The sequence below is a fragment of the Streptomyces sp. NPDC048507 genome (assembly GCF_043199995.1).
Classification (GTDB): Bacteria; Actinomycetota; Actinomycetes; order Streptomycetales; family Streptomycetaceae; genus Streptomyces.
Genome location: NZ_JBICWZ010000012.1, coordinates 87,356 through 106,280 on the forward strand (window position 1 = coordinate 87,356; position 18,925 = coordinate 106,280).

An 18,925-nucleotide genomic window follows, 5' to 3' on the forward strand; every position below is an offset into this window, starting at 1 on the left:
GTTACTGACAGCTGAGCGAAAGGGATAGTTCCGTTTCTGGGGATTCTGTGAAGCAAGACACCCGAAAACGGATGGCCTCGCAGGTGGGCCCGGTCGCCGACCCGATTTCGGGCAGCCCAACTCCCGCCGTCCGGGACAACTTCGGCGGCGCGGCGGTCCACCCAGGTGGCCCGAATGGAGTACTGTGACGAGCCCTGGGGCCGTCCTTCCTTACGGATGTCCGGACCCGGGAGAGGGGGCCGACTGATGGAAAAACGGCGCTCAAGACCGGTGATGCCGCGGTATCGCACGGACTCCTGCTGCGCACAGTAACCAACCGGTCACTGTGCGTGCCCAGCAGGTAACCGTGCCATAACGTCGATCAAGGGCGCTTGCCCGACACGCCGGTTTAACACGGCAAGGTTGTGGCAGGCTGCACCCGGGCAGGCCACACTCGACTAGCGGAAGCAGCGACGCACGTGACGTCGGCAGGCACCACCCGGGAGGTCCCCATGCCCGAACTGCGTGTCGTGGCCGTCTCGAATGACGGAACACGACTGGTGCTCAAGGCTGCGGACAGCACGGAGTACACGCTTCCGATCGACGAGCGGCTGCGGGCTGCCGTGCGCAATGACCGCGCACGCCTGAACCAGATCGAGATCGAGGTGGAGAGCCACCTCCGCCCCCGCGACATCCAGGCCCGCATACGGGCCGGTGCCTCCGCGGAGGAGGTCGCTCAGCTCGCCGGCATCCCGGTCGACCGGGTCCGCCGCTTCGAGGGTCCCGTCCTGGCCGAGCGCGCCTTCATGGCGGAGCGGGCCCGCAAGACCCCCGTACGCCGCCCCGGCGAGAACACCGGACCGCAGCTCGGCGAGGCCGTACAGGAACGCCTCACCCTGCGCGGGGCCGACAAGGACTCCGTCCAGTGGGACTCCTGGCGCCGCGACGACGGCACCTGGGAGGTCCTGCTGGTCTACCGGGTGGCCACCGAACCGCACTCGGCCAGCTGGACCTACGACCCGCCGCGCCGGCTGGTCGTCGCCGTGGACGACGAGGCGCGCTCCCTGATCGGCGAGTCGGACGACCTGCCGTCGACCCCGGAGCCGAGCTTCCCGTTCGTGCCGAGGATCGCCCGGCTGCCCCGGGACCGGCCGCTGGACCGGGCCCTGGACCGTCAGATGGACCGGCAGCTGGAGCGGCCCGACGCCAGGCCCGCGCCCGTACCGGAACCCGAAGAGGAACGGGACACGCTGACCAGCCTGCTGGAGGCGGTTCCGAGCTTCCGGGGCGACCTGGTGGTCCCGGACCGGACCGAGCGTCCCGAACTCCCCGCCGAGGAGCCCGAGAGCGAGGAGCCTCCGGCCGCCGCGGCGTCGGCCGGCGCCGGTTCGGCGTACGCGGACGTACTGATGCCGCGCACGGTGGCGGGGCACCGCGACCGGCTCACCGGAACGACGGACCGGCAGGCCGAGGCCGACGGGGTCCGGCCCGGGCGCCGCGCGGCGGTGCCCAGCTGGGACGAGATCGTCTTCGGCACCCGGCGCAAGAAGCAGGAGTAACAGGCGTAGCGAGAGGATCCGCGCGTCGCGGTGGCGCCCCGGGCGGGGCGCCACCGCGGCGCGCGCCGTCGTTACGGGTTCGGGCCGGTGGCCACCGGGCGCTCCGGGTCGGCGGACCACTGCGACCAGCTGCCCGCGTAGAGGGCGGAGTCGAAGCCCGCCACCGCCAGGGCCAGCACCTCGTGCGCCCCGGAGACCCCCGAACCGCAGTACACGCCCACCTCGGTGCCCTCGGCGGCGCCCAGCGCGGCGAACCTGGCGCGCAGTTCGGCGGCCGGCCGCAGCAGGCCGTCCGCGCCGACGTTCTCCGTGGTCGGGGCCGACACCGCGCCCGGGATGTGCCCGCCCACCGGATCGATGGGTTCCACCTCACCGCGATAGCGCTCGCCCGCCCGGGCGTCCAGGAGCAGTCCGCTGCGGGCCAGCGCGGCGGCCCCGTCCGCTTCCAGCAGCCCCAGCGCGCCAGGGTTTGGCTTGAAATCGCCCTCCGACGGCGCCGGCGCGTCGGCCGTCACCGCGCCGCCCGCCGCCGTCCAGGCGGTCAGCCCGCCGTCGAGAACCCGCACGTCCGAGTGACCCGTCCAGCCCAGCAGCCACCAGGCGCGTGCGGCCGCCCAGCCCTGGCCGCCGTCGTACACGACCACCGGCGTGTCCGAGCGGACCCCGGCGCGGCGCATGACCGCACCGAAGGCCTCCGGGTCCGGCAGCGGGTGACGGCCGCCCGACCCGGGCGGACCTGCCAGTTCGCGGTCGAGATCGACGTACACCGCACCGGGCAGGTGCCCGGCCTCGTACGCGGGGCGCTGGTCGGGGCCGCCCAGCTGCCAGCGGACGTCCAGGAGCACGGGCGGCCGGGAACCGGCCATCTCGTTCATCAGTTCGCGGGAGGACAGGATCGCAGTCATGGGCCCATCTTCCTCCCCCGCCGGGCACCCGTGTGACAAGCCGGACATCGGCGGGCCACAGTGATTCGGTCATCTCTGTTCCGTGCCCCGCCCGCCCGGCCCGGTCGGGGCGCGCCGGGTGTCGCGGAGTGGAAGCATCAGCGGGCAAAGGGACACGACGGCAGGAGACGGCTGAGATGACGGCGGCAGCGGGGGCCTCGCAGCGCCCGCCCGGCACACCGTGCTGGGTGAGCCTGATGGTGCACGGGCTCGGGAACACCGAGGACTTCTACGCGGACCTCTTCGGCTGGGAGTACGAGCCCGGCCCGCACCAGCTCGGCCCCTACGTCCGGGCCTTCCTCGACGGCCAGGAGGTGGCGGGGATCGGCGAGATGCCGCCGGACCGTCACCTTCCGGTGGCGTGGACCACGTACTTCGCCACCGACGACGCGGACGCGACGGCGGAGGCGGTCCGCTGCTGCGGCGGGACGGTCGCGGTGGGTCCGCTGGACGCCGGTGCGGCGGGCCGGATGGCGATCTGCTCCGACCCGCTGGGCGCGATCTTCGGGATCTGGCAGGCCGGGGCGCATCCGGGGACCCGGCTGCACGGGGTGCCCGGCGCGCCGGTGTGGAACGAGCTGGTCACCCAGGACACGTCGACGGTCGGCAAGTTCTACCAGCACGTCTTCGGGCACGAGGGGGAGCAGCACCCCGACCCGTCGGGCGACTTCGACTACCTGACGCTTCGCCTGGACGGCCGCCCGGTCGCCGCGGTGCACGGCATCGGCCGGTCGCTGCCGCACGACCGGGGGCCGCACTGGATGACGTACTTCGAGGTGGCGGATCCCGACGCGGCGGCCGAGCGGGTGGCCGGGCTGGGCGGCCGGGTCGTGGGGCCGCCGCGGGACGGCGTGCGGGGGCGGGTCGGCGTGGTGGCGGACCCGGAGGGCGCCGTCTTCGCCTTGGTCCGTACGACGGCCGGCTCCTGAGCCGGGGCCCCGGGGCCCGGGCCGGGCCCCGGGGGCGCGGCCCGGGGGCGCGGCCGGCCTACGCCGGGTCCGGGGCCGGTTCGAGGGGCAGCGGCCCGGGGCGCTTCGCGGTGCGGCCGTCGCCGGAGGACCGGCCGCGCAGGCGGCGGCCGAGCCACGGTCCGAGGAACCCGGCGGCCCAGCCCAGTTCGGCCGCGGCGGCGCTCAGCGCCCCGCGCGGCGGCCGGGGCGGCAGCGGGTGCGTCCAGGTGTCGTCGCTGCCGGGCAGGGCGAGGGCCTCGGCGAGGGCGGCGGCGATCCGGGCGTGGCCGAGGGGGCTGGCGTGCAGCCGGTCCGTGCTCCACATCCGGGGGTCGGTGGCGGCCGGCACCAGACCGGTTTCGGCCACGGCGACCCCGTGGCGCGCGGCGGCTTCGCGGATGCGGTCGTTGAGGTCGAGCACGCGCGGGCGCAGCGGCTTGGCCAGCGGCGCCACCTCGGCCACGTCGGGGAAGGTCACCGTCGCGACCCGGGTTCCGCCGGCCGTGAGCGCGGCGAACATCTCCTCCAGGTGCGCGGCCGTGGCGGCGGCGTCGAACCGTGGCCGGAGCACGTCGTTGACCCCGGCGACGACGGTGGCCACGTCGGGGCGCAGGGCGAGCGCGGGGGCCAGCTGCCCGGCGCGGACCTGGCCGGCGAGCCGGCCGCGCACGGCGAGGTTGGCGTAGAGCAGGCCGGGGTGGACGACCGCGAGGCGGGCGGCGAGCCGGTCGGCGAAGCCGCGCAGGCCGACGGTGTCGTCGCCGTCCCCGAGTCCCTCGGTCTGGCTGTCGCCGAGGGCGACGTACCGCAGGGGTTCACCGTCCGGCACGAGCGCTCTCCCTCTCCTTGAGGACGGCGGCGATCCGCAGGCACCAGTCCCGGTGTTCCCGTTCGAAGGCCAGCCCTCGCAGGCCGGTCAGGTAGGCGCCGATGCGCTCGCCCCGGACCAGGAACTCCGTCTCCTCCACGTCCCCGCGCATGCGCCGCAGCAGTCCCGTGAGCAGCTCGATCTTGGCCGCCGCGGCGGCCGCGCGCTCTTCGAGCTGCTCGATCACGGCGGCGGTGGCGACGCGGTCGGCGCTCTGGACCTTGACCAGCAGGTCGTCGCGGATGAAGGAGGGCTTCGACGGGGCGGCGGCGAACTCCTCCAGCTCGGCGCGGCCCGCGTCGGTGACCCGGAAGAGGCGCTTGTTCGGCCGGCTCTCCTGGATCACCTGGCGGCCCTCGACCAGCCCGTCCTTCTCCAGCTTGGCGAGCTCGGCGTACAGCTGCTGGGGCAGGGCGTGCCAGAAGTTCGCCACGCCCACGTCGAACGCCTTCGCCAGCTGGTAACCGCTGTACTCGCCGTCCAGCAGCGCGGCCAGCACCGCGTGTCTCAAGGCCATCGCAGCAGCCCCTTCCCTTCCGTCGTCGACACCGGCATCATACTCAAAAAAATGAGTAGTCATATTGTTGAGTAATACCGTTACGAGGAGGGGTCATGGAGACTGCCGAACGCTTCCGCGCCGCCGTGGAGAAGCGCGATCTCAGCGCGCTGGAGGACCTGTTCACCGAGGACGTGCGCCTCTACAGCCCGGTGAAGTTCGTTCCCTTCGAGGGCAGGCCGATGGTGCTGGGCCTCTTCGGCGTGCTCCTGCGGGTGTTCGAGGACCTGCGCTACCTGGGCCGGCTGGACGGCGCGGCCGAGACCAGCGCGGACGGCGAGGAGGCCCCCTCGGTGGTCCTGCCGTTCCGGGCCGAGGTGGACGGCAAGCAGATCCACGGCATCGATCTGCTCCAGTTCGACGGAGCGGGCCGGATCAAGGAGTTCACGGTGATGGTCCGGCCCCAGTCGGCCGTCCAGACCCTGGGCCGGGCGGTCCTGGCGGGGCTGGTGGCGGACGGCCTGGCGCCCGCGCCGGATCCCGGCCCGGCCGCCTGAGCGGCTACCGGCCGAGCGCTCCGCGCACGGTGATCCCGTAGCGCACCCGCAGCCGGCGCAGCTCCCACACCGACAGCGCGGTCACCGAGAGCGGCGGCCCGGCCGGGAAGAGCAGCCGCACCGTCCAGGGGGCGGCCACGGGCGGGCCGTCGAAGACCTGGAGCGCGCCCATGGCCCACACCAGCACCGGCGCGAGCAGCGGCGGCAGCACGGAAGCCCGGCGCGGTGAGCGGGCCGCGCAGCCGGGCCCGGCAGAAGGCCGGACCCGGCTGCCCGGCCCCCCGCGCGACCGACACGAGCACCATCGGCAGACCGGCGCTGACCCGTACGTCCGGCAGCTTGCCCTGGACGACGGAGCCGGCCGCCCCGCGCAGCGGGTGGGCGTAGAGCGGCCTGCCGGCGGCCAGGAAGCCGATGGCGGTCCGGGCCGGTCCGGGCCCGCCCGATCTGCGGATCCACACAGCACGGGGGCGAGACGTTTCCTCAGGTCAAGCAGCACGCCGAATGTGAACTCGGACGCGTCACAGACCGGTCACAGGGCACACACAGCCGCCTGAACCCCGGCACCATGGCGCGATGCGCACTCACCACACCATCACCCTCCTGGCTGCCGCGGGCGCCTTCGCCCTCACCGCGTGCGATCCCCAAGTCACCGACAACGGGAAGCCGTCCGCGTCCGGCGCCCCCGCCGCGACCCCCGCCGCGTCCACTCCCGCCCCCTCCGCCAAAACGGCAACTCTGCCCAACCTCGTAGGCAAGGGACTCCAGACCGCCCAGGACGAAGCGCAAGGCGCGGGCTTCTTCGTCCTCACATCACACGACGCCCTGGGTCGCGAGCGGCTCCAGGCGCTCGACCGGAACTGGAAGGTGTGCAGCCAGACCCCCGGACCGGGTGCGGGCATCGACACCAAGACCGCAGTGGACTTCGGCGCCGTCAAGCTCGAAGAAAGCTGCCCTGCCACGGATGCGCCCGCCCCGAAGCCCGCGGGCGACGTGATGCCGGACTTCGTCAGCCAGGGCATGAAGGCCGTCCGCTCCGCGCTCCCGGCCAATGCGAGCATCACCGTGAAGGACGCGGTGCAGAGCCGCATGGTCCTCCAGGAGTCGAACTGGAAGGTCTGCACGCAGGATCCGAAGGCCGGCGCCGCACTCACCGGCCAGCCGTTGTCCTTCACCGTCGCCAAGACCGAGGAGTCCTGTCCCTAGCTCTCCGCGCCGGCTGTCCTCGCCGTCATCAGCGGTAAGCGGCTGGGCCGACGTCCGCCATCAGGAGGTCCGGCAGAACGGACATCGCGAGGTCTCGCGGGGCCGCATGGGGGCTTCGGGACCGTTCCGCGACGTCCGGGTTCCAGACGGCCAGGCGATCCAGTGCGGCCTGCAAGCCGGATCCGCCACCCAGGAGGAGTGCTTCCACGAGCGCCATGACGTAGGCGCGGGATGTGCCGGCCGGGGCGGGGAGAGCTGCCAGCTGCCGCCTTGTGACGGGAGCCTCGCCGTCAGAGCTCACAGCGGCGGCCAAGGCGGCCAGGACGAACCGTACGGCGTCGCTCTCCCCGTCCCAGTTCGCCGACAAGCCAGGCATTTCACGACTGATGGCTCGACGTGTCATGTGGTCCGCGGCAGGTTCTGCCCAGACGCTGCCGAGAGCAGCGATTCGGTCGGACAAGGAGGCAGCGGTCGCGCGGCCGGTGACAGAGAGACGCAGCAGGTCACCCAACAGGATCAGCCGTGTCCCCGTCGGGACACCACCGTCGCGGACCAAGGCGGCCAGAAAGGGAACCGCCTCGACCGTGACGTCGGTGCAGGTGCCCTGGTGGGCCACGATGTCCGCCAGGTCTCCCAGGAATTCACCCGTGGACTCGTAGGGCTCCCCAAGGGCGAACTCCTCGTCGAGCAGCCAAGCCGCCACATCCGGGATGTCTTCGGCACTCCCGTACATCCGCTCGGCGACTGCCACCACGGCCCGGACCACCTCGCCGGGCTCGCCGGCCCCGGAGCACGCCCACTGCGCTCCCGAGGCGGGCGGTTGGGGGTCCACCGGCAACGGGTCGGGCAGCATCACCTCGGCGGTGGGCAGTTCGTGCAGCAGGCCGGCACGGGTGAAGGCCTCTTCCAGAGTGGCAGCGTGTCCCTCGGCTCCCCCCTGCGTGAAGCCACCGTGCAACCGGGCCATATCCGCGATACGAGTCCGTTCGCTCCTCAGGAAGGGCTCCAGGGCGAGACGGTCGTGACCGGTGTGGACGGCGAGAGAGAACACCTGCCACCAACCCTCCAGCTCGGGATCCGTCGACGGTTTTCCGTACCGGAAGTTGGCTGGGTCGAAGCGGAAGTGATCGTGGATTCGGACCGCGATCAGGCGGTGCCCCAGCTCGGCCAGCTCATCTGCGACCGCCCTGGCCACATCCTCGGAGGGCAGGTACGCCGAGTACTGAACACCCCATGCGGGCGGAGGTCCGAGAGTCATGGCCCGATCATGCATCACGGCCCCGGTGCGCCACCGAGCGGTACCTCCCCAGGCAGCAAGGTGCCCTCGGGGACGGCCTTCAGGCGGGGTTGACGGGGAGGACGTCCGGGGAGAGGGCGGCGGCGTGGGCGGCGGCGCTCGTCGTGCGCTTGCGGTGGTGGCGGCGGCAGAGGACCTCGTAGCCGATCTCCCCCGCCGGGCGGTTGACGTCACCGACCACGACCTGGGCGCCCTCGACCACCATCTCGCCGTCTATCGTCCGGGCGTTGTGGGTGGCGCGGGCGCCGCACCAGCACAGGGCCTCCACCTGGAGCTGTTCGATCCGGTCCGCCAGCTCGATCAGCCGCTGCGAACCGGGGAACAGCTTGGTGCGGAAGTCCGTCGTGATGCCGAAGGCGAAGACGTCCATGCCGAGGTCGTCCACGATGCGGGCCAGCTGGTCGATCTGGTCCGGGGCGAGGAACTGGGCCTCGTCCACGATCACGTAGTCCGCCCTGGCGCCCTTGGAGAGGTGGGCGACGAGGTACGCGTACAGGTCCATGCCCTCGCCCGCCTCGACCGCCTCGGTCACCAGACCCAGGCGGGAGGACAGCTTGCCCTCGCCCGCGCGGTCGTCACGGGTGAAGATCACGCCCTGCAGACCGCGGGCCGAGCGGTTGTGTCCGATCTGGAGAGCGAGGGTGCTCTTTCCGCAGTCCATCGTTCCGGAGAAGAACACCAGCTCGGGCATGGGAAGTACGGGACCTTTCAGGTCGGGGCGGCAGGGGGGGTGGGGCGGGGACGGTCAGGTGCGGACTTCGAGGAGCGGGACCAGCTGTTCGGCCGGCGTCATGGAGCCGTGCATGCCGACGAGCGCCGACTCGTTGGGCTCGTTGCGGGACGCGGTGATCGCGACGTCCGCCTGGGCGGCGGCGATCACGTCGCCGATCCGGCCGAAGACCCGCTCGTCGCACTCCCCCGGAGCCCCGAACCAGCCCAGTTCCAGGGCCTCTTCGCGGCCCGCGACCCAGAAGCGGTCGCCGAGGACCTCGCGCCAGACGGTGAGCACGTCGGCCTCGGCGCCCGGTACCGCGTACACGTGCCGGGCCCGGCCCTCGCCGCCGAGCAGGGCCACGCCCGCGCCCAGCTCCCAGTCGTCGTCGAAGTCGATGCGCGCGTCCTCGTCGAAGGGGACGTCGACCATGCCGTGGTCCGCGGTGACGTACAGCGCGGTGCGCGGCGGGAGCTGTTCGACGAGGCGCTGGACCAGGCGGTCCACGTGCATGAGCTGGCCGCGCCAGGCGTCGGAGTCCACGCCGTGCCGGTGTCCGGCCCCGTCGAGCTCGCTGTAGTACGTGTAGACGAGCGAGCGCTCACCGGCGGCGAGCTGGATCGCCGCGAGGTCCATCCGCTCCTCGCCGGTCATCCGGCCGTGGAAGGTGCCGCCGCTGAGGGCGATCTTGGTGAGCGGGGTGCTCTGGAAGGCCGGCGCGGAGACCTGGGCGGTGTGCACCCCGGCCGCGTCGGCGAGCTGGAACACGGTGGGGTAGGGCTGCCAGGGCTTCGGCGGGGTCCACGGCTGCCAGCGGAGCTGGTTCATCAGCTCGCCGGAGGCCGGGTTGCGCACCGCGTAGCCGGGCAGGCCGTGCCGGGCCGGGGGCAGGCCGGTGCCGACGGAGGCCAGCGAGGTGGCGGTGGTCGCCGGGAAGCCGGCGGTGATCGGCCGGCCGGTGCCGCCGCGCGAGCCCGCGAGGAGGGAGGTGAGGTACGGGGCCTCGGCGGGGTGGGCCTTGATCTGCTCCCAGCCCATGCCGTCGACCAGGAACACGCAGTTCCGGTCGGCCGGGGTCAGCTCGGCGATCCCGGCGGTGAGGCCGGGCACGCCCTGTCCGGCGGCCAGGGTGGGCAGCAGGTCGGCGAGCGAGCCGGTCCCGTAGTGCGGGACCGGGGCGCCGGCGAGGTCGAGCAGTTCCGGTTCGTCCTGCCAGTTCGGCGGCGCGGAGTACGACATCAGCGGGCGGGGGTGGCGGTCGCCGCCGTGGCTTCCGAGAGCGCCTGGGCGAAGACCAGGGTCTGGCGGACCGTCTCCGGTCCGTCGCCGGCCTCGCTGACCCGCAGGCTCAGGTCGTCGGCGGTGGAGTTGCCGGTGTAGCCGTGGTCGGCGTCGCAGTTCGTGTCGCCGCAGGCGGCGGGCTCCAGGTCGATGCGCGAGACCGCGCCCCAGCCGATGGTCAGGACGACCTCGCGGGGCAGCTGGCCGGGCGTGTACGACTCCGGATTGGCCACGACGCGGCTGAGCACCACCGAGGAGATGCTGGCGAGCTTGACCGACTCGGTCGAGGTGGTCGCGTACGGGGACGGGGACCCGGCGTCGGCGGCCTGCTCGTCGGTGTGGCTGACGATGAAGCGGTTGCCGGTCAGCACCAGGACGGTGACGTGCCGGCGCACCTCGTTCGAGTCGAAGGTGGTCTCCTGGTGCACCAGGTACGACGAGATCGGCTCGCCGCCGACGGCGGCCTCAACCGCCTCGGCCACGAGGGCCGGGTAGTAGCCGCTGCGCTCGATCGCCGCGCGCAGCCCCTGGGTCGTCGTACCGGATTTCGCCATGGGGTCCATCCTAAGGCCCGTACGGGGTCCCCCTACCTGCCCGGCGCTCAGTAGCTGGGCAGGGTGCGCGGGCCGAGGTCCGTGCGGGCGGGCGGGTGGCCCACGCGGACGGTGGCGCTGAGCACGGAGAGGCCGTCCGTGGCGACGACGACCGGCTCCAGGCTGACGCCCGCCACCTCGGGGTGGTCGTCGACGAGCCGGGACAGCCTGAGCAGCAGCTCCTCCAGGGCCCGGGTGTCCACCGGGTCGCTGCCGCGCCAGCCGAAGAGGAGGGGCGCGGCCCGGATGGAGCGGATCAGCGAGGCCGCGTCCCGGTCGGTGGCGGGGACCAGGCCGTGCGCGGTGTCGCCGAGCAGCTCGGAGGCGACTCCGGCGAGTCCGAAGGACAGGACGGTGCCCGCGGCCGGGTCGACGACGGCCCGCACGACGGTGTCCACCCCGCGCGGTGCCATCGCCTGGACCACGGGGAGCAGCTCGGCGGGTTTGCCGAGGGCCTCGGTCAGCTCCTCGTACGAGCGCCGCAGCTCGGCCTCGGTGGTCAGGTCGAGGCGTACGCCGCCCAGGTCGGCGCGGTGGCGCAGGTGGGGGGCGGTGGTCTTGAGGGCGACGGGGAACCCGAGGATCCGGGCCGCGCGGACGGCTGCGTCGGGGCCGGGGGCGGGCAGGACGGTCCGGACCGGGATCCCGTAGCGGGCCAGGAGCTCGCGGGCGTCGGCCTCGTCGAGGGTCAGGGCGGTGCCCTCGGGGACCCCGGACAGCAGGGTGGCGAGCTGGGCGGCGGCGCCGGTCTCGTCGATGTCCTCGTACTCGGGGACCTGGCCGGCCTCGGCGTTGGCCCGGCGCCACTGGCCGTAGCGGACGGCTTCGGCGAGGGCCTTCACCGCCCGCTCGGCGGCGGGGTAGGCGGGGATCCGCCGGCCGGGCCGGCGCGGGTCGGTCCCGGAGCCGGCCGGTACGGGGGCCGACGGGGCCCCGGGGCCCGGCCCGGTGGGGAGGGGCGGGGCGGGTGGTGCGGGCGGGGCCGGCGGGGCGGCCCGTACGGCGGACAGCGCCTCGGCCAGGGCGCCGAGCTCCACGTGCACCACCGCGACGGGCTTTCCGGGGACCTCGGCGGCCGCCTCCCGCAGGGCCTCCGCGAGGTCGTCGGCCAGCGCGTGCTCGCTCACCCAGGGGATGGCGGTGACGACGACGGCGTCGCAGTCGTCGGAGGCCAGTGCCGTGGACAGGGCGGCCCGGAAGTCCGCCGGGGTGGCGGCCGTGGTCAGATCGAGCGGGGGCCGCGGGCGCAGGCCCTCGCCGAGGCAGGCGTCGTACGTGAGCACGCCGAGGGACTCGGAGTTGCCGAGGATGGCCACCCGCGGTCCGGCCGGGACCGGCTGTCCGGCCAGCAGCAGGCCGACGTCGACCAGCTGGGTGACGGTGTCGACGCGGATGACGCCGGCCTGGCGCAGCAGCTCGGAGACGGTGGCGTCGGGCAGCCGGGTCCCGGGGACCACGTGTCCGGCGGGGGTGTGCCGGCCTCCGCGGGCGACGACGACCGGCTTGACGGCGGCGGTGCGGCGGGCGAGCCGGGTGAACTTGCGCGGGTTGCCGAGGGTTTCCAGGTAGAGCAGGGCCACATCGGTGGCCTCGTCGTCGTACCAGTACTGGAGGATGTCGTTGCCCGAGACGTCGGCCCGGTTCCCGGCGGACACGAAGGAGGAGAGGCCCTCGCCGCGCCGCAGCAGCCCGGACAGCAGGGCGATCCCGATCGCGCCGGACTGGGTGAACAGGCCGATCCGCCCCCGGGCGGGGGCGGGGGCGAGCGAGGCGTTGAGTTCCACGTCGGGGGCGGTGTTGATCACCCCGAAGGCGTTCGGGCCGATGAGCCGCATCCCGTAGGAGCGGATCTGGCGGACCAGTTCGCGCTGGCGGGCCAGTCCGGCGGGGCCGCTCTCGCCGTACCCGGCCGACAGCACCACCAGCCCCTGGACTCCGTGCTCCCCGCAGGCGGCGACCGCCTCGGGGACCCGGTCGGCGGGGACGGCGATGACGGCGAGGTCGACGGGGGCGCCGATGTCGGCGACGGTGCGGTAGGCCCGCACCCCGTCGAGCAGGTCCCCGCCGATGCCGGGGTCGCGGGCGGCGTTGACGGCGTAGAGGTGGCCGTGGAAGCCGCCGTCGCGCAGGTTGCGCAGAGCGGCGGCGCCGACGCCGGAGCCGGAACGGCTGACGCCGATCACCGCGACGGAGCCGGGGGCGAGCAGCCGCTGGACGGAGCGGGCCTCGGCGCGCTGTTCGCGGGCGCGCTGGACGGCGAGGGACTCGGCGGTGGGTTCGAGGTCGAGGGTGAGGTGGACGGACCCCTCCTCGAAGCTGCGCTTCTGCTGGTAGCCGACGTCCGTGAACACCTTGATCATCTTGGTGTTGGCGGGCAGCACCTCGGCGGCGAACCGGCGGATGCCGCGCTCCCGGGCGACCGCGCCGATGTGTTCGAGGAGGGCGGAGGCGACGCCCCGCCCCTGGTGGGCGTCCTGGACGAGGAAGGCCACCTCGGCCTCGTCGGCGGGCACCGGAGCGGGCCGGCCGTCGGGGCCGATGCGGTCGAAGCGGACGGTGCCGATGAACTCGCCGCCGATGGTCGCGGCGAGGCCGACCCGGTCGACGTAGTCGTGGTGGGTGAAGCGGCGCACGTCGCGGTCGGAGAGCCGGGGGTAGGGGGCGAAGAACCGGTAGTACTTCGACTCGTCCGAGACCTGTTCGTAGAAGCTGACCAGGCGGCCCGCGTCCGCGGTCGTGATGGGGCGGATCCGGGCCGTGCCGCCGTCGCGCAGCACGACGTCCGCTTCCCAGTGGGCCGGGTACGAGGGGTCCGACTCGGTGGTCATGGGGCCACCTTAAGGGGCGGCGCGCCCCCGCGGCGGGGCACGGCGGACGGGCTGTACGCGGTGCGCGCGGCGGATGCGGCGGGCAGGGGCAAACCAGTGCAAGCTGGGGAGGGTCGAACGGCGGTGGAATGGGGCCGAAGGTCGGTCCGAGCAGTCCGGACGCCGTGAGAGACTGGTCTAGACAACCGTAAGAACCTGAAGGGCATCACCATGGCAGAGCGCCGCGTCAACGTCGGCTGGGCCGAGGGCCTGCACGCTCGTCCCGCCTCGATCTTCGTCCGGGCGACGACCGCTTCCGGCGTCCCGGTGACCATCGCGAAGGCGGGCGGCGACCCCGTCAACGCCGCTTCCATGCTGGCGGTCCTGGGCCTGGGCGCCCAGGGCGGCGAGGAGATCGTCCTCGCTTCCGAGGCCGAGGGTGCGGACGCCGCGCTGGACCGCCTCGCGAAGCTGGTCGCCGAGGGCCTCGACGAGCTGCCGGAAACCGTCTGACCCTTCGGGCCCGGTAACCCCGGAAGCCGCCGTCCCCCCACCCCGGGGCGGCGGCTTCCGCGTTTCCCGGGGGAGGCCTGTCTTACGGATCACGGCTCACTGCCCACGGAACGGAATTCCGGGCACGGGCACGAATTCCCGGCATGCGGAAATACCGCGGCCTTCGCGATATCAGAGCCGCACGCCCCTTTTTGGCAGTCGCCCCCTTTATACGAGCCCCTTGTTAATGGCGGCCACCCGCCGTGTTGACGGCAGGTTGCGGAGTCCTCACCCTCGGCCGGTGCACGACGGCGGCCCGCTGCGCGTGCAGGGCGGTCAGCGCCGCGGCCCGTTCCGCGTCCCCGCGCGCCACCGCGTCCACGATCGCGCCGTGCTCCGCCCAGGAGTCCGCCGGCCGTACCGGCGCCCCCACCACGTACATCCAGGCGAGCTTGCGCCGGGTCTGGACCAGCAGGGCGATCAGTCCGGGGCTGCCGGACGCCTGGGCGAGCGTCTCGTGGAACCAGCCCCCCAGGGCCCGCAGATCCTCCCCCTGGCCCTTGCGGGCCCGTTCCTGGCCCAGCCTGACCAATCCGCGCAGCACCTTGAGGTGGGCCTCGGTGCGCCGCCGGGCGGCCCGGGAGGCGGCCAGCGGTTCGAGCAGCGAGCGCAGCTCCAGCAGATCGGCGGCCTCCTGCGCGGTCGGCTCGGCCACCCAGGCGCCGGCGTGCCGCCGCGTGGTGACGAAGCCCTCGGATTCCAGGGTGCGCAGCGCCTCGCGCACGGGGACGCGCGAGACGCCGTAGCGCCGGGCGAGCACCTCCTCCGTCAGCCGGCCGCCCGGACCGTAGAAGCCGGAGACGATGTCGTCGCGGATCGCTGTGCACACCGCGTGCGCCGGAATACGCAAAGCCGGACCTCCGCTGGATTGCCCGCCCGGCGCCTTCGCCGATTCGGGACCGTACTGCGACTCTATTGCAGCACACGATAACTTCCGATGACGGCCCGATATCCTAAACATTTCGCCGTGGGCGGGAGAGGACGGGGGAAGGCAGGGAAAGGCAGGAAAGGGGAAAAACGCGGAAGGCCCCGGCTCTGGGAGCCGGGGCCTTCCGCTGAAGTGCGGGGTGGTGCGGGTGGTGCTTCGGGTCAGACGCCGACGCCGTGGCTGCGCAGGTACGCGAGCGGGTTGATGTCCGAGCCGTACTGGGCGCCGGTACGGGCCTCGAAGTGCAGGTGCGGGCCGCTGGAGTTGCCCGTGGAGCCCGACAGGCCTATCTGCTGGCCCGCGGTGACCTTCTCGCCGACGGAGACGCTCAGCGAGTTCATGTGGCCGTACTGGGTGTAGGTGCCGTCGTTGTGCTTGATGACGACGTTGTTGCCGTACGCGCCGCCCCAGCCGGCCTCGACGATGACACCCGCGCCGACCGCGTGGACCGAGGTGCCCTCGTCGGCGTGGAAGTCGATGCCCGTGTGGCTGCCGGAGGACCACATGCCGCCGCCGGCGCCGTACTGGGTGCTGACGTACGAGCCCTCGATGGGGGCGACGAAGGTGTTGAGGCGCTTGCGCTCCTCCTCGCGGGCGGCTCGCTCGGCGGCATCGCGCTCGCTCTTCGCCTTGGCCTCGGCGGTCCGCTTGGCCTCCGCGGCACGCTGCTTGGCCTCGGCCTCGGCCTGCGCCTGGGCGGCGACGGCCTCGGCGGCGACCTGCTGCGACTCGGCCTGGACCTCGAGGTCGTCCTGGAGGCCGTCGGCGACGACGATCGCGGTCTGGCCGGTCTCCTCGATGGAGGGGGCGCTGTGGTCCGCGGCGAACGCCGGGGCGGCCACGGCGGCGACCACGCCCGTGGTGGCGAGGGCGGCTACACCGGCATAGCCGGCGGTCTTGCGGCTCAGACGGCTGGAACCACGGTGCTTGCCGGCGACACGACTGCCAGAGGCCATGAAGGGGGTGATCCTTTCCTTCCCTCTCGCCTACCGGGTTAGCTGACGGGTTCGGAGCAGGAAGGTCTCCTACGGGCCTCCTCTGACGAGGCGGTCCGATTCACCCCAGGGACTGATGTGGGTCCCCGGCTCCCCAGGCTCGCGCCTGACGGGGACTCGGCGATCGCTGACCGGTGCCGCCGGTGCGGCGGTCACAAGTGACGGACAGCACGGCCGACGCTAGGCGGATCATCAGTCGATCGCCAAACACACGAGCGCTTTTGTTGCGTACGCCACACCGCATACGGGCAACCACGCGGCGAAACAGACAAAAGGGGCTCCGGCGGATGATCCCGCCGGAGCCCCTCCCCAACGCACCGTCAGTTCGTGACGACGGTGACCGTTCCGATGCCGAGGGCCCGCACGGGCTCCTCGATCTGGGCCGCGTCGCCCACCAGGATCGTCACCAGCCGGTCCACCGGGAAGGCGCGCACGACCGCCGAAGTGGCCTCCGCCGTACCGGTTTCGGCCAGCCTGGCGTACAACTGCGCCTGGTAGTCGTCGGGGAGCTCCTGCTCCACCTGGTCCGCGAGGGTGCCCGCCACGGCCGCGGCCGTCTCGAACTTCAGCGGGGCGACGCCCACCAGGTTCTGCACGGCCACGTCGCGTTCGGCGTCGGTCAGACCCTCGGCGGCGAGCGTGCGCAGCACCTTCCAGAGGTCCTCCAGCGCGGGACCGGTGTTGGGGGTGTCCACCGAACCGCTGATGGCCAGCATCGAGGCGCCCTTGCCGTCGGCGGTCGAACGCAGCACCTGGCCGAACGCCCGCACCCCGTACGTGTAGCCCTTCTCCTCGCGCAGGACCTTGTCCAGGCGCGAGGTGAGGGTGCCGCCGAGGCAGTACGTGCCGAGCACCTGCGGCGCCCAGACGATGTCGTGCCGGTCGGGCCCGATGCGGCCGATCAGCAGCTGCGTCTGGACCGCTCCGGGCCGGTCCACGATGACGACCCGGCCTGAGTCGTCCGCCGTCACCGGCACTGCCGGGCGCGGCTCGGCGGTGTCGCCGGTCCACGCGCCGAGGGTGTCGGCCAGCACGGCGTCCAGGTCGATGCCGGTCAGGTCGCCGACGACGACCGCGGTGGCGGTGGCGGGGCGCACGTGGGCCTCGTAGAAGGCGCGGACGGCCGCGGAGTCGATCCGGGCGACCGTCTCCTCGGTGCCCTGCCGCGGGCGGGACATGCGCAGGCCGGCCGGGAAGAGCTCCTTGGAGAGCTGCTTGGCGGCGCGGCGCTGCGGGTTGGCCAGCTCGTGCGGGATCTCGTCGAGCCGGTTGCGCACCAGGCGGCCGACCTCGGCGTCGGCGAAGGCCGGCGCGCGCAGTGCCTCGGCGAGCAGGCCGAGGGCCTTGTGCAGGCGGGAGGCCGGGACCTCCAGGGAGACCCGCAGTCCGGGGTGGTCGGCGTGCGCGTCGAGGGTGGCTCCGCAGCGTTCCAGCTCGGCGGCGAACTCCTCGGCGGAGTGCTTGTCGGTGCCCTCCGACAGGGCCCGGGCCATGATGGTGGCCACCCCGTCGAGGCCCTCGGGCTCGGCGTCCAGCGGGGCCGCGAGGTTGACCTCGACCGCGACGACCTGCTGGCCGGGGCGGTGGCAGCGCAGCAGGGTCAGGCCGTTGGCGAGGGCGCCGCGCTCGGGGGCCGGGAACGCCCAGGGCTTGGCCTCGCCGGCTTCGGGGCGCGGGTGGAAGTCCATCGTGACGGCTACGGCGTCGCTCACTGCTCCGCCCCTTCGTTCTCGTTCTCGTCGGACTCGTCGGACTCGTCGGACTCGTCGGATTCGTCCGAGCCGGGCAGCGGCTCGTAGACGAGGACCGCGCGGTTGTCGGGGCGCAGCCGGGCCGCGGCGACGGCCTGCACCTCTTCGGCGGTGACGTCCAGGACGCGCCCCACGGCGCTCAGCGCCAGCTGCGGGTCGCCGAACAGCACCGCGTAGCGGCACAGTTCGTCGGCGCGGCCGGCGACGGTGCTCAGCCGGTCCAGCCACTCCCGCTCCAGCTGTGCCTGGGCGCGCTCCATCTCCTCGGCCGTGGGGCCCTCGGCGGCGAACCGCGCGAGCTCCTCGTCGACGGCCGCCTCGATGGCGGGCACCTCGACACCGCTGGAGGTCTTGACGTCCAGCCAGCCCAGCGAGGGCGCGCCGGCCAGGCGCAGCAGGCCGAAGCCGGCCGCGACGGCGCTCTGGTCGCGCCGCACCAGGCGGTTGTGCAGGCGGGAGGACTCGCCGCCGCCCAGCACGGTCAGCGCCACGTCCGCCGCGTCGCACTCGCGGGTGCCGTCGTGCGGCAGCCGGTAGGCGGCCATCAGCGCGCGGGCCGGGACCTCTTCGACGATCTCCTCGCGGAGCTGCCCGCCCATGACCTCGGGGAGCGAGCCGTCGCGCGGGGGCTGCTTGCCGTCGTGCGAGGGGATGCTGCCGAAGTACTTCTCGACCCAGGCGAGCGTCGCCGCGGGGTCGATGTCGCCCACGACCGACAGGACGGCGTTGTTGGGCGCGTAGTACGTACGGAAGAAGTTGCGCGCGTCCTCCAGGGACGCGGCGTCCAGGTCGGCCATGGAGCCGATCGGGGTGTGGTGGTACGGGTGGCCCTCGGGGTAGGCGAGGGCGGTCAGCTTCTCGAACGCGGTGCCGTAGGGCACGTTGTCGTAGCGCTGGCGGCGCTCGTTCTTCACGACGTCGCGCTGGTTCTCCATGGACTCCTCGTCCAGGGCCGCCAACAGCGAGCCCATGCGGTCCGCCTCCAGCCACAGGGCGAGCTCCAGCTGGTGGGCCGGCATCGTCTCGAAGTAGTTGGTGCGCTCGAAGCTGGTGGTGCCGTTCAGGGAACCGCCGGCGCCCTGGACCAGCTCGAAGTGCCCGTTGCCCGGTACGCTCGCCGAACCCTGGAACATCAGGTGCTCGAAGAGGTGAGCCAGACCGGTCCGCCCCTTGACTTCGTGGCGCGAGCCGACGTCGTACCAGAGGCAGACGGCGGCGACCGGAGTGAGGTGGTCCTCGGACAGCACCACGCGCAGGCCGTTGGCCAGCCGGTGCTCGGTCGCTGTCAGGCCGCCGGAGCCGGCCTGAGCTGTGGCCGTGTGACCCATGGGCATGTGGTCCCTTCGATCGCGATGCAGAGATTTCTGTCAGACCTGCCACTGTATGCAAGCGCGTCGGCCACCGGAGAAGTTCCCGGGTCCGCCCCTTGGACTCCGTCCGGGGGGTCGCC

General features: G+C 73.2%; 18 protein-coding genes and 1 riboswitch. Of the genes, 5 read left to right on the plus strand and 13 right to left on the minus strand.

The genetic code is table 11. The annotated features are described in order from the left end of the window. The first annotated feature begins 491 nt into the window (after positions 1 to 491). Complete coding sequence (gene sepH, locus ACGFXC_RS28090; protein ID WP_393717326.1) at positions 492 to 1,538, plus strand: septation protein SepH; 1,047 nt, start codon at positions 492 to 494, stop codon at positions 1,536 to 1,538. A 71-nt stretch (positions 1,539 to 1,609) separates the two neighbouring features. Here the strand turns inward: sepH and ACGFXC_RS28095 are convergent, their stop codons facing one another. Then, entirely contained in the window at positions 1,610 to 2,443 is an 834-nt protein-coding gene (locus ACGFXC_RS28095; RefSeq protein WP_393717328.1) for a sulfurtransferase, read from the minus strand. A 176-nt stretch (positions 2,444 to 2,619) separates the two neighbouring features. Between ACGFXC_RS28095 and ACGFXC_RS28100 the strand changes: the two genes are divergently transcribed. Next, positions 2,620 to 3,411 carry a VOC family protein gene (locus ACGFXC_RS28100; protein ID WP_393717330.1) on the plus strand — a complete coding sequence of 264 codons (792 nt, stop codon included), beginning with the start codon at positions 2,620 to 2,622 and terminating at the stop codon, positions 3,409 to 3,411. A 58-nt stretch (positions 3,412 to 3,469) separates the two neighbouring features. On the opposite strand, the gene ACGFXC_RS28105 is transcribed toward ACGFXC_RS28100, so the two are convergent. Both ACGFXC_RS28105 and ACGFXC_RS28110 read right to left on the minus strand, forming a co-directional pair. Next, on the minus strand, positions 3,470 to 4,261 hold the full coding sequence (locus tag ACGFXC_RS28105) for an SGNH/GDSL hydrolase family protein (RefSeq protein ID WP_393717332.1): 792 nt from the start codon (positions 4,259 to 4,261) through the stop codon (positions 3,470 to 3,472). Beyond that, complete coding sequence (locus tag ACGFXC_RS28110; protein WP_393717334.1) at positions 4,248 to 4,817, minus strand: PadR family transcriptional regulator; 570 nt, start codon at positions 4,815 to 4,817, stop codon at positions 4,248 to 4,250. Before ACGFXC_RS28110 ends, ACGFXC_RS28105 begins: the two co-directional genes overlap by 14 nt. Positions 4,818 to 4,912: 95 nt before the next feature. Here ACGFXC_RS28110 and ACGFXC_RS28115 point away from each other — a divergent pair, with 95 nt between their 5' ends. Then, on the plus strand, positions 4,913 to 5,353 hold the full coding sequence (locus tag ACGFXC_RS28115; RefSeq protein WP_393717336.1) for a nuclear transport factor 2 family protein: 441 nt from the start codon (positions 4,913 to 4,915) through the stop codon (positions 5,351 to 5,353). Between the two features lie 4 nt (positions 5,354 to 5,357). Here the strand turns inward: ACGFXC_RS28115 and ACGFXC_RS28120 are convergent, their stop codons facing one another. Then, on the minus strand, positions 5,358 to 5,564 hold the full coding sequence (locus tag ACGFXC_RS28120; protein ID WP_393717338.1) for a hypothetical protein: 207 nt from the start codon (positions 5,562 to 5,564) through the stop codon (positions 5,358 to 5,360). A 365-nt stretch (positions 5,565 to 5,929) separates the two neighbouring features. On the opposite strand from ACGFXC_RS28120, the gene ACGFXC_RS28125 reads away from it, so the two are divergent. Beyond that, positions 5,930 to 6,559 carry a hypothetical protein gene (locus ACGFXC_RS28125; protein ID WP_393717340.1) on the plus strand — a complete coding sequence of 210 codons (630 nt, stop codon included), beginning with the start codon at positions 5,930 to 5,932 and terminating at the stop codon, positions 6,557 to 6,559. A gap of 28 nt (positions 6,560 to 6,587) precedes the next feature. Here ACGFXC_RS28125 and ACGFXC_RS28130 read toward each other — a convergent pair whose 3' ends face one another. The 5 genes from ACGFXC_RS28130 to ACGFXC_RS28150 form a co-directional block, all read right to left on the minus strand. Further along, a complete protein-coding gene (locus tag ACGFXC_RS28130) occupies positions 6,588 to 7,817 on the minus strand; it encodes a hypothetical protein (protein WP_393717341.1) in 1,230 nt (409 codons plus the stop codon). A gap of 79 nt (positions 7,818 to 7,896) precedes the next feature. Further along, positions 7,897 to 8,547, minus strand: coding sequence for a thymidine kinase (locus ACGFXC_RS28135; RefSeq protein WP_393717343.1), 651 nt, complete (start codon positions 8,545 to 8,547; stop codon positions 7,897 to 7,899). A 54-nt stretch (positions 8,548 to 8,601) separates the two neighbouring features. Then, positions 8,602 to 9,807, minus strand: coding sequence for an alkaline phosphatase family protein (locus ACGFXC_RS28140; protein WP_393717344.1), 1,206 nt, complete (start codon positions 9,805 to 9,807; stop codon positions 8,602 to 8,604). Next, entirely contained in the window at positions 9,807 to 10,403 is a 597-nt protein-coding gene (locus ACGFXC_RS28145) for a DUF5998 family protein (protein WP_393717346.1), read from the minus strand. Before ACGFXC_RS28145 ends, ACGFXC_RS28140 begins: the two co-directional genes overlap by 1 nt. A gap of 47 nt (positions 10,404 to 10,450) precedes the next feature. Next, positions 10,451 to 13,270, minus strand: coding sequence for a GNAT family N-acetyltransferase (locus tag ACGFXC_RS28150; RefSeq protein WP_393717348.1), 2,820 nt, complete (start codon positions 13,268 to 13,270; stop codon positions 10,451 to 10,453). A gap of 210 nt (positions 13,271 to 13,480) precedes the next feature. On the opposite strand from ACGFXC_RS28150, the gene ACGFXC_RS28155 reads away from it, so the two are divergent. Next, positions 13,481 to 13,762, plus strand: coding sequence for an HPr family phosphocarrier protein (locus ACGFXC_RS28155; RefSeq protein ID WP_361773359.1), 282 nt, complete (start codon positions 13,481 to 13,483; stop codon positions 13,760 to 13,762). A gap of 223 nt (positions 13,763 to 13,985) precedes the next feature. Here the strand turns inward: ACGFXC_RS28155 and ACGFXC_RS28160 are convergent, their stop codons facing one another. The 4 genes from ACGFXC_RS28160 to ACGFXC_RS28175 form a co-directional block, all read right to left on the minus strand. Continuing rightward, positions 13,986 to 14,651: a GntR family transcriptional regulator gene (locus ACGFXC_RS28160; protein WP_393717350.1), complete on the minus strand. Its 666-nt coding sequence runs from the start codon at positions 14,649 to 14,651 to the stop codon at positions 13,986 to 13,988. Between the two features lie 239 nt (positions 14,652 to 14,890). Continuing rightward, the gene (locus ACGFXC_RS28165; protein WP_393717352.1) at positions 14,891 to 15,685 is read right to left on the minus strand and encodes a M23 family metallopeptidase; all 795 of its coding nucleotides are present in this window, start codon (positions 15,683 to 15,685) and stop codon (positions 14,891 to 14,893) included. A gap of 12 nt (positions 15,686 to 15,697) precedes the next feature. Further along, positions 15,698 to 15,857: riboswitch (cyclic di-AMP (ydaO/yuaA leader) on the minus strand. Between the two features lie 187 nt (positions 15,858 to 16,044). Continuing rightward, positions 16,045 to 17,436, minus strand: coding sequence for a M16 family metallopeptidase (locus tag ACGFXC_RS28170; RefSeq protein ID WP_393717354.1), 1,392 nt, complete (start codon positions 17,434 to 17,436; stop codon positions 16,045 to 16,047). Then, positions 17,433 to 18,809, minus strand: a complete 1,377-nt coding sequence (locus ACGFXC_RS28175; RefSeq protein WP_393717356.1) for a M16 family metallopeptidase — start codon at positions 18,807 to 18,809, stop codon at positions 17,433 to 17,435. The genes ACGFXC_RS28170 and ACGFXC_RS28175 overlap by 4 nt, the downstream gene beginning before the upstream one ends. Between the last annotated feature and the right edge of the window lie 116 nt (positions 18,810 to 18,925).